Annotated in this window: 11 protein-coding genes and 1 pseudogene; 3 read left to right on the top strand and 9 right to left on the bottom strand. The window is 47.2% G+C overall.

What is annotated here, in order from left to right:
• Nucleotides 1-77: 77 nt before the first annotated feature.
• Nucleotides 78-953 (bottom strand): annotated as a pseudogene (locus tag L5L97_RS03810) (helix-turn-helix transcriptional regulator).
• Nucleotides 954-1,146: 193 nt separating this feature from the next.
• On the opposite strand from L5L97_RS03810, the gene L5L97_RS03815 reads away from it, so the two are divergent.
• Nucleotides 1,147-2,058: a DMT family transporter gene (locus tag L5L97_RS03815; RefSeq protein ID WP_259573406.1), complete on the top strand. Its 912-nt coding sequence runs from the start codon at nucleotides 1,147-1,149 to the stop codon at nucleotides 2,056-2,058.
• Between the two features lie 72 nt (nucleotides 2,059-2,130).
• Here the strand turns inward: L5L97_RS03815 and L5L97_RS03820 are convergent, their stop codons facing one another.
• The gene (locus L5L97_RS03820) at nucleotides 2,131-2,898 is read right to left on the bottom strand and encodes an AraC family transcriptional regulator (protein ID WP_263167057.1); all 768 of its coding nucleotides are present in this window, start codon (nucleotides 2,896-2,898) and stop codon (nucleotides 2,131-2,133) included.
• Between the two features lie 142 nt (nucleotides 2,899-3,040).
• Here L5L97_RS03820 and L5L97_RS03825 point away from each other — a divergent pair, with 142 nt between their 5' ends.
• Entirely contained in the window at nucleotides 3,041-4,204 is a 1,164-nt protein-coding gene (locus L5L97_RS03825; protein ID WP_263181191.1) for a multidrug effflux MFS transporter, read from the top strand.
• A gap of 76 nt (nucleotides 4,205-4,280) precedes the next feature.
• On the opposite strand, the gene L5L97_RS03830 is transcribed toward L5L97_RS03825, so the two are convergent.
• The 7 genes from L5L97_RS03830 to L5L97_RS03860 all read right to left on the bottom strand — a co-directional run bounded on the left by L5L97_RS03830 (nucleotide 4,281) and on the right by L5L97_RS03860 (nucleotide 13,563).
• Complete coding sequence (locus tag L5L97_RS03830) at nucleotides 4,281-7,424, bottom strand: multidrug efflux RND transporter permease subunit (RefSeq protein ID WP_263181192.1); 3,144 nt, start codon at nucleotides 7,422-7,424, stop codon at nucleotides 4,281-4,283.
• Nucleotides 7,424-8,533, bottom strand: coding sequence for an efflux RND transporter periplasmic adaptor subunit (locus L5L97_RS03835; protein ID WP_263181193.1), 1,110 nt, complete (start codon nucleotides 8,531-8,533; stop codon nucleotides 7,424-7,426). Before L5L97_RS03835 ends, L5L97_RS03830 begins: the two co-directional genes overlap by 1 nt.
• A 210-nt stretch (nucleotides 8,534-8,743) precedes the next feature.
• Nucleotides 8,744-9,538, bottom strand: coding sequence for a substrate-binding periplasmic protein (locus L5L97_RS03840; RefSeq protein WP_263181194.1), 795 nt, complete (start codon nucleotides 9,536-9,538; stop codon nucleotides 8,744-8,746).
• 247 nt (nucleotides 9,539-9,785) lie between these two features.
• Complete coding sequence (locus L5L97_RS03845; protein ID WP_263181195.1) at nucleotides 9,786-10,988, bottom strand: metallophosphoesterase; 1,203 nt, start codon at nucleotides 10,986-10,988, stop codon at nucleotides 9,786-9,788.
• Nucleotides 10,989-11,285: 297 nt separating this feature from the next.
• Nucleotides 11,286-11,756, bottom strand: coding sequence for a nuclear transport factor 2 family protein (locus L5L97_RS03850; RefSeq protein ID WP_263181196.1), 471 nt, complete (start codon nucleotides 11,754-11,756; stop codon nucleotides 11,286-11,288).
• 2 nt (nucleotides 11,757-11,758) lie between these two features.
• Complete coding sequence (locus L5L97_RS03855) at nucleotides 11,759-12,451, bottom strand: DsbA family protein (protein WP_263181198.1); 693 nt, start codon at nucleotides 12,449-12,451, stop codon at nucleotides 11,759-11,761.
• 188 nt (nucleotides 12,452-12,639) lie between these two features.
• Nucleotides 12,640-13,563 carry an MBL fold metallo-hydrolase gene (locus tag L5L97_RS03860; RefSeq protein ID WP_219251241.1) on the bottom strand — a complete coding sequence of 308 codons (924 nt, stop codon included), beginning with the start codon at nucleotides 13,561-13,563 and terminating at the stop codon, nucleotides 12,640-12,642.
• A gap of 274 nt (nucleotides 13,564-13,837) precedes the next feature.
• Between L5L97_RS03860 and L5L97_RS03865 the strand changes: the two genes are divergently transcribed.
• Nucleotides 13,838-14,779 (top strand): LysR family transcriptional regulator, encoded by a 942-nt coding sequence (locus tag L5L97_RS03865; RefSeq protein ID WP_263181200.1) that lies wholly within the window; start codon nucleotides 13,838-13,840, stop codon nucleotides 14,777-14,779.
• The last annotated feature ends 29 nt before the right edge of the window (nucleotides 14,780-14,808 follow it).

Below are 14,808 nucleotides of genomic sequence, written 5' to 3' on the forward strand. Positions count from 1 at the left end.
CATATCGAAGCAATAGGGTTTTCAAGGATGTTAGAGTGTTGGGTTCAGCCGTCGATATTGTGAACCCACAGCGTATGTTAGCTTCTATGGTATTTTTGATATTCGCCCGGTGACATGCCGCTGAGTTTTTTAAAGTAACGCCCCATATGACTTTGATTGGCAAAGCCATTATTGAGGGCGATCTCGGTCAATGATTGCGTTGAATGACTCAAGCTTTGTTTGACCTTTTCAATGCGCACTTGCAGCAAATACTCCTGCGGCGTCATCGCAAATTGGCATTTAAACATGCGACAAAAATGGTACTCGCTCAGTTGGGCAAGCTCGGCCAACTCAGACAAGTAAATCTGCCGATGGGAATGGCAATGAATAAACTCTTTAATTGCTTTAGCCACTTTAGGTGCGAGTCCGCCCTTAATTGGCCCCACCGACAAATTAAAGCCTGAGCTTTGCAGCAAAGTCACTAGCACAGTGTCGGTTACTTGTTCCATCATTAGATGGTGATCCCTCGTCTGCCAATCGAGCCCCGCAACTTGGTGCCGAAACAGCGCCTCCAATCTCGGATTATCGACAAAGGTCAACTCAGGTAAACGCACTTGGCGTGGATCTTTATCAAAGACTCGCACCGCCAATTTTTTAAGATGTTCATCGCTAAAATACAAATGCATAAACTGCTGCGGTTGTCCCAGTTGCCAATGGCTTTGGCAGCCTTGGGGCATAAGGCAAAACTTACTGGGCGCGCCATAGTCGGCCTTGATATCGGTTCTGTGGGTTTCGTAGCCGCCATCCAGATACATGCTCAGCGTATGTTGTGCATCGTTTTGGTAATACAGACGCTCGCCCGCATTTTGATAATTAGTGTGCCACTACAGAGCCCAAGATAAATCCTCCGTAATCGCTTGTTTACGAATACAGGTTTTGGCGGATTTATCAAAACTGATGTATTTGGGCTCCATGGGTTCCTAGTGATCTCACTGGCTAAGCATTTTGTCTTTCCAAATTATCGCACTTATGGGCGTGGCTCAACGTTCGCTTGCGATTAAAACCGCAATATCGTGTTATGACCCACAAGATGGTGACATAAGGACGAAAGCCATCGCTGTATAGTTCGCCTCATTAAGTATTTTATGAAGGTGAGGGGGACTCATTATGGCTGCTGTGATGTATTTGCTGATGATTTTTGTGTGGGGTTTTTCGTGGATTGCCATTAAGTGGCAGCACGGTGAGGTGGCGACGGAAGTCTCGATTTTTTATCGCTTCGCGATAGCGAGCCTGTTGATGTTCGCCATCGGCTTTGCCTTTAACAAGCTGCAAGCGGTAAAGCTTAGGCAGCATCCTTGGTTTGCACTGCAAGGTGTGTGTCTATTTTGTTTGAATTTTATCGCGTTTTATACTGCAACCCATTATATCGCCAGCGGTTTAACGGCGGTGATTATGGCCACTGCGCCCATTTTTAATGCGATACATGGCCGCATTTTTTACGGCACGCCCACTACCCGCAACTTTTGGTTAGGAGTCAGTGTCGGTCTGGGGGGCATTATCTTACTCTTTGGCGCCGATTTGCTCGCGACTCAGTGGTCACAAACCTTAGTGTGGGGCTTACTGTTTTCGCTGCTAGGTACGTGGTTTTTCTCGATTGGCAATATGATCAGCATGCGTAACTCGCGCGATAATGTGTCGCCTTTTACCTCGACAGCATATGCCATGTGCTACGGCAGTGCGGCGTTACTGCTGATCATCTGGTTTAAAGGTTTAAGCTTTAGTTTACCGCTAACAACGAGTTATCTTGGCAGCCTGTTCTACTTAGCCGTTGTCGCCTCTGTGATTGGCTTTACCGCTTATTTGATCTTGGTTGAGCGAATTGGCGCTAACGCAGCGGCGTATCTGTTGGTGATAACCCCTGTGGTGGCGCTTAGTGTATCGAGTGTGTTTGAGGATTATCACTGGACTTGGTATTCAAGTGTGGGACTCTTGCTGGTTGCGCTCGGTAACATGTTAACACGCCGCCAAAGACCGCTTGCTTGGTTTAAGTTTTCTGCCACGCCAGCGCTGAAAGCCTAACGTCGCAGCTAGCGCCATGATGCACATGATGCAAGGCTCGATTCGACGATTGTAGGTCAGTCGAGCCAGTATTTATTTGAAATATTGTGCCGGTGTGGTGCCGGTATATTGCTTAAAAAAGCTGATAAAGGCACTGTCACTGGAAAATTGTAAATTAAAGCCCACCTGCGCCACCGATTTCCCCGCCGCCAATTGTTCAATGGCCGAGAGTAAACGCCATTGCTGGCGCCATGCTTGATAAGCCATTCCCGTCTGTGCGCTAAAAATGCGGCTAATTGTGCGTTCACTGGCTCCGATTTCTACTGCCATATCCTTAAGATTAGCTGGCGGTTTTTGGTGTTGCTGCAGTTGCGCAAGCCAGGTTTTTAAACGTTTATCCTGTGGGAGGGGTAAAGCCAGATTTTCTTCCGCGGCATGGCCCAATTCTTCGCAGAGCAGCAAAAAGGCATTGTGCTGAGTGCTTCTTGGTTTGTCCCATGGCCAAAACGACATAGTGTCGATTAACGCTTTGAGTAGCGGGTTTACATGGAAAATAGTGACTTTATCGGGTAATGAAGTGACGGTTTCAGGTTCAAAGTAGAGTGAGCGATAGGCAACCACATTACGCATGGTGACGCTGTGCTTAACGCCAGCTGGCAACCAAGCCGCACGCGTTGGCGGTAACACCATTTGAGTATCGGCTAGGGTGAATCTCATCACGCCAGTGGGGGCGTACAGCAGTTGCGCCTTCCTGTGGTGATGCACTCCCGAGTCGTGTTCGCCCATATCTGCGGCAATGCCAATGACCAGATTATCCAGCTGGTCTGGATTAAATTGCTGTTCAGGTAGAATAAAGGCCATTTTGTCCTTTTTTTGATGTTTTTTGTCTAAGTGTTGCTAATGGACACATTTGGATTTTATCTATACTGCGCCATCTTTGACAAGTATGGAGCGACATTTCGGTAAACCAACTCATTTGGATGACTGAAATGGACTAAAAATCATGAATATAAAACCACCATTAGGGCTCGTTGTGCTGCTAATGATGTTTCCGCAAATTATGGAAACCATCTATAGCCCAGCTTTGCCTAATATTGCAGAAAACTTTGCGGTGTCGGTTGCCGGTGCATCGCAAACCTTATCTGTGTACTTTATGGCCTTTGCCATCGGCGTATTTTGCTGGGGCCGCTTAGCCGACATTATTGGTCGCCGTAAAGCTATGCTCGCGGGATTAGTCTGTTATGCGATTGGCTCAGCATTAGCCTTGATGGTTAGCGACTTTAGCCTGTTGTTGATGGCCCGCATATTGTCGGCCTTTGGCGCGGCAGTGGGGTCTGTGATTACCCAAACTATGATGCGTGACAGTTATAGCGGAGAGGAATTAGCGAAAGTTTTTTCTGTGATGGGGATGTCACTTGGAATAAGCCCAGTTATCGGATTGCTATTGGGCAGTGTTCTCAGTGCGTATTGGGGTTATAAAGGTGTGTTTGTCGCACTCATGGTCTCTGCAATCGTATTATTATTTTTGTCGGTAAAATCTTTACCCGAAACCAAACCCGCACATACTCAGAAAATTGCGATAGGCGAGTTAGCGATTAAGATGCTTAGTGACAGCGGGATTATTAAGAACATCTTGTTGGTGGCGGCGTTTAATCTGATGTGGTTTAGCTACTTTTCACTGGCGCCATTTATGTTTGAGGCGCAAGGGTTATCGACGCTTGCCTTTGGTACCAGTGGCTTACTGTTAGGCTTTGGTACATTCCTTGGCAGTTATGTTAATAAAATAATGCTGGGTCAAGGCCACACTGGTGCACGACTGGTTCGCTTAGCCAGTGCTATTGCACTTGTCGGTGGATTGGGGATTTGGCTGATCCAATCTACCTTTATAGGGCTGAATAATGTTTACTTTTTAGCGCCTATGCTATTGATTGTGATTGCTTACGGTATCGCTATTCCGAACATACTCAGCTCGGCTTTGGCAAACTACCGCATCTATGCGGGCTCTGCTGGTGCACTCTTCGGACTGTTTTATTACATTCTGTTGGGACTGGGTTTAGGCGGCACGGGAATCGTTCACCATTTAGGTATGGTGATTACGTTAAGTGCACTGCTTTGTGTTGGCTTAGGTTTACATTTAGGCTTAGCCAATAAAGTAAAAAATGCTTAAGACGTAAATGAGAAAAAGCCAAGGCACTGAGTGCCTTGGCTTTTTGCTATGCGATTTTCTGCAGTTATGATTAGCACTAGGCTTTAGGCGCAAGCACCTGCTGCTTTGCCGCCGCCTCTTGGGCCGCTAACTCTTGTGCTTTGATTGCCGCTTCGAGCTTAGCTTCAACATAACCCGGTGAATGGGTCGCTGCCGAGATTAATCGATACATGGCAGGGATGACGAGTAGGGTCACAAAGGTGGCGAATGCCATTCCGAAGAACACTACAGTACCTACAGCGATACGGCTTTCTGAGCCTGCGCCCGTCGAGAAAATTAGCGGTACAGCGCCCACTAAGGTGGTGAAGGCTGTCATTAGGATTGGCCGTAAACGACGGGATGACGCATCGATAATAGCTTTATCGAGTTCAAAGCCGCGGTCACGCAATTGGTTGGCAAATTCCACGATGAGGATACCGTTTTTAGTCACCATACCAATTAACATGATCATGCCTATCTGGCTGTAGATGTTGATCCCTTGGCTGGTGATCAGTAGTCCTAAGAAACCACCGAATACACCCATAGGCACAGTAAACATCACCACTAACGGGTTGATAAAGCTCTCAAACTGTGCGGCTAATACTAAGTAGGCAACCAGTAAAGCCAAACCAAATACGATAAAGATACTGCTTTGGTTTTCTTTAAAATCTTTGGATTCGCCCGTGTAACCAATCGAAATATCTTTAGGTAATAATTCAATGGCTTTAGCGTCAAGGAACTTTAAGCCTTCACCTAAGGTGTAACCTTCACTGACGTTAGCCTTGAGGGTGATCGATTTTTGCTTATTGGTGTGGCTTAATCTTTGTGCCGAGGCAATTTCTTCTATATGGGTGACAGTATCAAGCGTCACTAATTCGCCTTTACCGGAACGCATGTAGATTTGGCTAAGATCGCCAACGTTGTTAAAACTGTTTTCATCACCGCGCAAGTACACATCGTATTCTTCGCCGCGATCCACATAGGTGGTTTCGGTGCGACCGCCGAGCATCACTTCTAAGGTTTGCGAGACGTCATCGACACTGATCCCAAGCTCCGCTGCGCGTTCTTTATCAACCGTCACGATAAGCTCAGGCGTGGTTTCGGCGTAGTCTAAGTCGGCACCTTCCATCATAGGGCTGGCATTGGCTTCTTCTTTGAGCACCTGCGCCCACTTAAACAGTTCGGCATAGTCGGAACCACCAAGCACAAATTGCACCGGTTCACTCGATTGGCCCCTAAAGCCTGGCATCATAGGGCGAACCATCACATCGGGAATGTCCTTCAATGCTTTGCTAATAATCCCAAGCGCTTGCTGTGCGGATTCGGTGCGTGTACCCCAATCTTCAAGCTGCATGATCACAAAGCCCGTTTGATCGCCCGCACGGCCACCAAACGCGGGGGCTTGCACGCTGAAGGAGCGCAGCACACCTTGACCCAGCAAGGGCATGAGTCTGTCTTCGACTATGTCCATGTTGGCTGTCATACGGTTATAACTGGTGCCTTCGGCGCCTTTAACAAAGGCGAACAACACACCGCGGTCTTCCTGCGGCGCCAGCTGTGACGGCACTTGTTGCATTAACCAAGCGCTGCCGCCGATACAAGCGAGGATAACTAAGGGCGCGAGTAAACGGAGTTTAATCGCTCGAGTCACTGCGACGCGATAAACGCTTTCCATGCGAGCAAAGCCGCTGTCGACCCAACGATTAAAGCGATTCGGTTTGACGTTGGCTTTGAGTAATTTACTGCTCAGTACAGGCGTAAGTGTGAGTGCCACTAAGGAGGAGAACAGCACTGACACCGCCAGCATCACGGAGAACTCGGTAAATAGTAGTCCGACCATGCCCTCCATAAATGAAATTGGGAGGAATACCATCACCAGTACCGCCGTAGTGGCGATAACGGCAAAGCCCACTTCTCGAGTACCTTTATAGGCGGCGAGTAAGGGCTCTTCACCTTTTTCGATATGGTGGAAAATGTTTTCAACCACCACAATCGCATCATCCACCACTAGACCGATGGAGAGAATTAACGCCATTAATGTCAGTAGGTTAATCGAATAACCTAGCATGTTAGCGGCGATAAATGCCGAGATTAACGATACCGGAACCGTTACCGCAGGGATGAGTGTCGCCCGCGCTTGTCCAATGAAGATATACAGCACGAGTACGACCAAGGCGCCCGTGACATAAAGTGTGCTATACACTTCGTTAATCGAGCGGTCGATAAATACGGTCGAGTCGAAGTCGACCACTAGGCTAGTGCCTTCGGGCAGGAAGTCTTGTACGCGATCAACTTCTTTATGCACTTCTTTGGCAACGAGCAGAGGGTTGGCATCGGACTGGGCAATAATGCCTAAACTGATGTTAACTATGCCGTCGCTTTTGAAGGTCGAGTTTTCGTTTTGTGCCCCAACAGCCACATCCGCCACATCTTTTAAGTAGATAGCCGTGCCATCGCTGGCGGTACGCACCACAAGATAGTCAAAATCCTTCGGCGTGTAGTACAAGCGTTTGGTACGCACCGACATCACTGTGGTGTCGTTGCGCACTTGGCCGCCGGGCGTTTCGATATTCTCTTTACGCAGGGCGTTGATAATATCCGTGGCGGTAACATTACGTCCTGCCATTTGTTCGGGTCTGAGCTTGACGTACATGACCTTATACAAGCCGCCGGAAATGCTGATAGAACTCACGCCGCTGATTAAGCTGAATTTGTCCTCGAGTACTCGCTGGGCGTAGTCCGTTAATTGAGTACGGTCCATCACACTCGAGCTTAAGTTCACATAGACTGAGGGTTCGCCGGAGCCGTTGTCTTTTGAGACGACGGGGTCTTTTGCATCTTCTGGGAGTCTGCGTTGGGCGCGGGCCACTGCATCACGCACATCGCTGACCCCTTCGGTTAAGTTCCAACCTAGGAGGAATTTAACTGTGATACGCGAGCTACCGTTACGTGTGGTCGAGGTGATTTCGTCAATACCACTGATCCCTGTTAGCTCATCTTCTAAAGTCTTAGTGATCTGGCTTTCCATAATCGCCGCCGACGCACCCGAGTAACTGGTGCTGATGGTGACCACAGGGCTTTCGACGTCGGGCATTTCCCGTATCGACAGTTTAGTGAACGACACTATGCCAAATACACACAGCAGTAAGCTTAAAACGATGGCAACGACAGGGCGTTTAACCGAAACATCGGATAACCACATTATTTCGTCTCCGTTGCTTTAGGACCTGAAAGCTCTGTCGCACGGGCTGAGGCTTTATCATCGAGCGTGACTTCATTGATTTGCAGGCCATCGCGCATATTGACTAAGCCCTGTACCACGACTTTGTCACCTATATTTAAACCGCTTTCGATTAAGACTTGGTTATCGATACGTGCCCCGAGTGTCACTTCTGTGCGGTGGGCAATGTGGTCGGCGCTAACTACGTATACGTAACGTTTAGTTCCTGAATACTCAAGAGCTTGTACTGGCACCATAGGTGCTGAAATCGCTGGGAAGGTGATGGTTGACGACATCATCATGCCCGGTTTTAAGCGTTTCTTCGGATTATCGAATAGCACTCGTACTTTGAGGTTTAAGGTTTCCTCATTGACGCGGGGATCGATAGCCACCATTTTGCCAGTAAAGATTTCATTCGGCCAAGCGCGACTGGTGGCTGACACTTGCATGCCAATACTCAGTTGCGATAGGAAATGCTCAGGCACTTGTAAGTCGAGGCGCATGCTGGACAAATCATCTAGCGACATCAACTCAGTGCCCATGCTGACCATCTTGCCTTCGCTGAAATTAATCAGGCCAGTATTACCCGCAAACGGCGCTATCAGCGAGTGGTAATGTAAATCTGCTTGGGCGGAGGATAAGCGTGCTTGGGCGATATCAACACTGGCTTTTTGTGCGTCAATCTCGGTTTGGGTAATGGCGTTACGGCTGATCAGTTTTTCAAATTCTTTGAGTTTACGTTTTTCATCATTGAGGAAAGCATTGGCCTCGGCGACGGCGGCTTGGGCTTTCATATCATCGAGTTCGATCAGTAACTGGCCTTTTTTCACCGCTTGGTTTGAGGTCACTGCGACTTGTTTAATCTTACCTGTGACTTGCGGTGCAATGATCACTGCACGTTCAGCCGCGAGTTTGCCGATAAGAGAGATAGATTGCGCTAATGGATATTCAATCACTTCACCCGTGACCACAGGAACGGTACGCATAAGATGTGGCGCGTTCTCGGGTTTAGCCGCTTGAAGGACATCACTAAAACTCACCGCTGTGGCGATAATCGCAAGCAGGGCAATGGCAAAAATGGTTTTTTTCATTGTAATTATTATCTCGCGCAAAGGCAGTTTAAAAAGGTAATCGCTCTAATGGCGCTATTCTAGTGAATAACGTACGCCAGTTGGGTAAAAGTTTGTAAAGGTAAGCGAACGAAAATGAAAGAAATTGTGTTTTTTGAGCATTGAGCACAATTCAACGAGGGTTTTGCTGTTTTTTTGTGCTGCTATTGCTTTTTAAAAGCTGGACGGACTTTAGGGATGGACTTCAGTTCGCGTTTTTTCAATCGGCGCTTGAGTCGTTTCAACCTGAGGATATTGGCTTAAAATTGCTGCTAATCGTCCATCGCGGCGCATACTCTCTAAACCTTGATTAAAATCCGTCACTAACTGCGGATGATCCGCCACAGCCAAAGAGATCCCTAAATGAAATACCTCAGTCGCTATGGGGTGGCCGACTTGCTCAAAGGCACCCTCATATTCACTTGGTCCTTTTTTAATTAAATACCTCGCTAAGTTATGGCCAATCAAGACTAAGTCAATACGCTTTAAAAACAGCTTTTTGAGATTCATCTCATCCGAATTTCCTTCCTCTGTGGTGAGCCCCGCGGCGAAGATTTCTGGTGGATTAGCGTAACCGCGACCTATACCGATAGTGAAAGGTTTAAGATCTGAAAGTTGACTGAAACTCAGCGGTGAATCTTTACGTTTATAAAACACAATTTGTACGGGTTGGATAGGTGCGGAATATTGGGCCCATTGCTCGCGCTCTTTACGATACCAGAGCCCAATGATGCCATCAGCTTGGCCAGTTTTAACGAGTAAAGCCGCGCGGGCGAAGGGATAAAACTTGAGACTGGCAGTGTAACCTTGACGTTTAAAAGCTTCTTTGACGACTTGCGCAACGCCGCCCTGTTCAGGTAAAGCATCGGCATAAAAAGGAGGATAGTTAGTGGCGACTAAATGGAGTTCTCGCCCCGCAAATGCTGGGGGATAGAAGCTGAATAGAAACAAGCAAAAGCTAGATAATCTGAGTAATTTCTTCCCCATTTCTACTCCAGCAGTGAGGTGAGTCGCACTTGGCTTGAGTATAGTCAGAGTTAATTAAAACAGGCGAACTTATGGATATTAAGATGAGCGTATATTGAGAGCCATACGATTGAGTGTTATGCCGATTGAGTACCATGGTGGGCGTCCATTTTACCTTTACTTATTTATACATTCGCGCCCTAACTTATTCATGCATTAAGGCGCTAGCTCATGCACGTATTGGGGCAAAAGATATTAGTGAGGCAGGTTATAGCGAAACCTGCTCACCCTGATACAAACCTCGGCGGAGTTTTCCTGCGTCGATAAGTAACAGCTCACCGGATTTACCATTCTTAATGCTGCTATCTATCGCAATGATTTTATTATGATAAAGCCCAAGTACTTGTTCCTGCGATGTGTGCCCTACGACGATATGATCGACCTTGAAATAGCTCAGTATGCTATCGATATCCGACTCTTTCAGTTCATCTTTAAAGTAGCCACGATACCAAGTTGGACCATTGGTAAAAAACAAAAAGTTGAGTAAATCGTCTTGCTTCAAATCGGCTTTTTTATCATCTAAATGCTGACGAAATAATTGGTTAGCATCGTTGATATTTAATTTACGCTCGACCCATTCAGGGCTGATGCCGCCGTGCATAAACAAGATATTATTGATTTTGACTAAAGTATGTTTGCTGCGAAGCCATTGGCCTATTTCGGTGTCTTTGTTGTAGAGCGCATCGTAGCTGCGTTTGAGTAAATCTGCCGAGACTTGGTAGCGTTCGTTGACGTAGCGTAAGTCGCCGCGAAACACCATTTGCTCGTGATTGCCCATGAGTAGATGTAAGCGTCCGCCCGCAGCTTGGGCTTCTTGGTCTAAGGAATATAAAAACCACAATACTTCATTGACTTGATGACCACGGTCAAACATGTCGCCCGTCATCACCATATGACCGTCACCAAAGGCCCAGTGGTTATCTTTGTCGATAATCTGATGGGCTTTTAGCAAGTTAATCATTACATCAAACTGGCCGTGTACATCGCTAAGGGCGACAATTTTGCTGACATGGGTGAAGGTATCTGGCTCAACCGTGACAGCTTGTGTGTGAAGGTGTGGTTGGGGTAATTCACCGCAACTGGCAGGGCGAGTTAACTGCGCCTTCGCAATCGGTGTTTGTTTTAGTTCACTATGGCAAATCCAATAGGCTGTGTCTTTTTGAGCATCATCTAAAAACACATAAGGGCCATCGGTGATGCTGCTTTCTTGAATTTTTAACTCTGTATCAGTTTCACTTGCATTGGCCGCCAGTGAGATAAACGCAAGTGAGGTAAAGGGGAGTGCGGTGACAAGCCATAACAGGGGCGTGAATTTTCTCTGTTGCTTGAGTATCCATTGGCTGGCTCGGCTAAGTCGCGTCATAGATAGCATGATTGGGTGAGCCCCGACTGGCATCGAATTGATTTGCATTAGACCGCATCCTTGTTCTTGTTTTAGTTATTTATTTTGTCATTTTAGACACTTGAGTTGATGAGTCTTCGAACGTGCAGCTTGACGAATTCAATTTCAAGCGCTTAATCGCAAGTGCTTAATCTTAAGTACTTAATGTCAAGTGCTCAACCTATTGAAAACACTAAATCATACGGATAAGGCTTAACATCGGCAAGTCGTGAGGCGGGCTAAATTAAACTTGTTCGCCTCGTGATTCAGTTATTCCATCATTGCATGTCTAATAAGTGCATGACTGTCGTTACATGGTATTGGCAGTTACATGGCATTGACGACGGTATAACTATCAACAAACTGCTCGAAATTGACGATTTTGCCGCTGTGTATCTTCCATAAATGGGCGACTCGAGCGGTAAAATGTTTGCCCGTTTTGACATAAGTACCTGAATAAGTACCGAAGGCAAAAACCTTATCGCCCTGTGCCACATAGTCTTCGATATCGACGCGATAGTTATCCCATTCTTTTTCGAGGCGGGCGAACACATTGGCGGCTATCGCACTAAAACCTATGTAAGTGCCCGTATAGGGAAAACCTGCCGCCTCTGTCCAGCGTGCGTCATTTGCCAGTGCATGCTCAAGATTTTTAGCATTTTCGGCTGAGCTATGTCCCTCGTAAGTACTTTTGACAAGTGCAAGATTCGCATCAGTTTGCCTTGCTGTTTCGATAAGATTTAACTGAGCAGGCTCACTCACTAAAGAGCTTGTTGGAACACTATTAAGCGTTGGCATGATTACGACTCAAACTGTGCTTCAAGATGGCTTAACCACTGGGCGGGTTGGCCATAAAAGCGGTTGATATTAATGGCGGTGATGTTGCCGTCATCATCCTCTATAGCCATTGAAGGGAAACCTTGGGCACCCATCAGATTCAGTAATGCTCTGGATTCAACAATATGCTCATATAGCTTGTCTTCACCTTGGGCATAATGCTGCGCAAAGCCTATAGGGTCGAGCCCAAGTTCAGCGGCTAACCTTGCGAGATTACCTTCATCACTGGCGCTGTGACCATCACGGTAATGGGCCAGTTGTACTGAGTGTAGATAGGCCAAACTGTCGCCACCCATGGCCTCGACTGCGAGCATGGCTTTAATCGGAGGCGCCGAGTCGAGTACGATTGCGGTATCGCGCAGTAGACCATCAAAATAGTTTTCCCCAAAAGGTTGTCCGGTTAGCTCGGCAATACGCAGATCGTGGGGCATAACATAGTCGCGCCAGTTAGCATCGATTTGTTTACGTCTTGGGCCCGTGAGCATACCGCCGCCGTGGAGCTTAATGGTAAAGCCTGCTTTTGCAGCGGCATCGAGTAAAGGCGCTGCCGCATAACACCAGCCACATAAAGGGTCGATAATGGCGTGCAGAGTGCGCTCTTTGGCCGTTGCTGTGCTGCTGGTTTTGCTAGTTGGATGAGTTGTTGGCTGAGTCATAGTGTTAAACCTTTTGGCTTAAGTTCGTCGCAAAATTCGCGACTTAAGCCCTTTGAGAACATCGATTAAAATAGTTAGGTTGGTACAGTTATTTAGCTAAAAAATGGCACGCAATCGCTCACGTGCCTGTCTTTAACTATTTGCACTTAAATGCTTGTATCTAATCGCCTAGATAGATATGGCTGGGCTTACATAGGCCAGGTCATTTCGCCCATGTAAACTTTGGCGCTGATCTCAAGCCCTGCATCGGCTGGCATTTGTGGGTATAGCGCCAGCATCTTTTGGATTAATTCGGCTGAATCTTTCGAGGCTTTTGCTGCGACTTCAAAGGCTTTCACATATTCACGGGTAAAACCAATGGCGCGGGTATCAAATCGCGCTTCGCCTAAGTAGTGCCCTGGGATAACGGTAGTCGGCAACAGTTTTTCCATTGCATCTAAATGGGTTAACCATTCCTGACGCTCAGAGGCAGTTTGAGTGTCAGCCATCCAAACATGCGTGTTATCAAATACTTCTACGCCACCTGTAATGGTTTTTGCCGATGGTACCCACAGGAAAGTGTGTTTAGGGTGTTTATCATTAAAACCTTTGATAATCACTTGCTCACCGTCGATAGTAAAAGTGTCACTGTGAATCGCCTTAGGTAACACTAATTCGCTTGGCGCATTATCTTTTAAAATCGGCCCCCAGTAGGCGAGTTTGCCTTCCATTGAGGCTTTAATAGCATCGACAGTGGTTTGAGTCGCGACGATTTGTGCATCGGGGAAATTCTTTTTAATCACGGCTAAGCCGAAATAGAAATCAGGATCGCTATGGCTGATATACACCTGAGTCAGCTTTTTACCGCTGGCTTTGATGGTGTCGACCAATGTTTGGGCATCGTTATTTTGAAATTGCGCATCGACTAGCATCATTTCGTGTTCGCCGCTGATAAAGCTCGATGACACGGCAAAGATGCTGTTTTCGCCCGGATTAAAATGGCTCACTTGCAATGGCGCAGCATTGACCGCGCTAAGTCCTGCCAGCAACAAGGTGGCGGCTAGGCTTATTTTAGACGAGGCCTTCAATGTGGCGTTAACTGTGTTACGTATTGCATAGGTCGATGTGTTCATTTGGGGCTCACTTATAGTCACAGGGTGAAAGAGTAAAATGTTCGATTTAGCATTCATTGATTTGCAGCTGCTGCAAAAGTGAGTTAAGTATAGGTTGCAATAATCAATAGATAAATGCGAGTATCTGCCCATGTTTGTTGCATTAATCGGACGAATGGCTGCGTGTACTATTGCACTCTTAGTTATTAGCTATTAACTATATAGCTATTAGTTATGTGGGTACGCGAGTATGTCATTGAGCCTTCGAATGATTGAATGTGAGTGGAGATAAATCATGGATAGACTCGAAGCGGCTAAGGTGTTTGTGACTATTGTTGAGCGCGGCAGCATGATCAGCGCCGCCAATGCCTTAGATATGTCGCGTTCTATGGTGACCCGTTACTTGAGCGAAATGGAAGAATGGTCTGGTGCTAGGTTGCTGCATCGTTCGACGCGTAGCCTCAGCTTAACGCCCGCAGGTGAGCAAGTGCTGGACTATTGCCATCGGCTGCTCGAACTGGCTAACGAAGTGCCTGCGGTAAGCCACGCCGCTGTGGCGATTCCGCGGGGATTACTACGTATTAGTTGCTCCCAGTTTTTGGCACATCAGATTTTAACGCCCGTGGTACAGCAATATTTAACCAGTTATCCGCAGGCGAGCGTGAATTTCCACGTGAGCAGCCAAACCGTCGACTTGGTCGCCGAGCGAATTGATTTGGCGATTCGTATCACCAATGAACTCGATCCCAATCTTATCGCTAGGCGCTTAGGGGAGTGTGAGTCTGTGGTATGCGCTGCACCGAGTTATCTTGCCGCGCGCGCCGCCGTGCTGCATCCCGAGGATTTAACTCAGCATAACTGTTTAACCTATTCCTATTTTGGCGATGTGATGTGGCGGTTTTATCAAAGCGATGTGGCTGCGAAACAGGCCCAGACGCAGAACTCCGATCCTAAGTCAAACCAAGGTCAAGCTTTTAATGTGCCTGTGAATGGGAATTTCAGCGCCAATGATTCAATGGTGGTGCTCAATGCCACGCTGGCAGGTGAGGGGATTGCCATGCAGCCCGTTTGGGCGGCGAAACCCTATTTAGATTCGGGTCAGCTAGTGCCTTTATTAACTGAGTTTAAACCTCTGTCCCTCGGTGTGTATGGCGTGTATCAATCCCGCAAACACATGCAGCCTGCACTTAGGGTGATGATGGACATGCTGGTGGCCTACTTTGCCAGCTTGAATTGAAATCGTGCCAGTTTGAAATAGTGTTAGCT

Source organism: Shewanella sp. SM71 (assembly GCF_025653905.1).
Classification (GTDB): Bacteria; Pseudomonadota; Gammaproteobacteria; order Enterobacterales; family Shewanellaceae; genus Shewanella; species Shewanella oncorhynchi.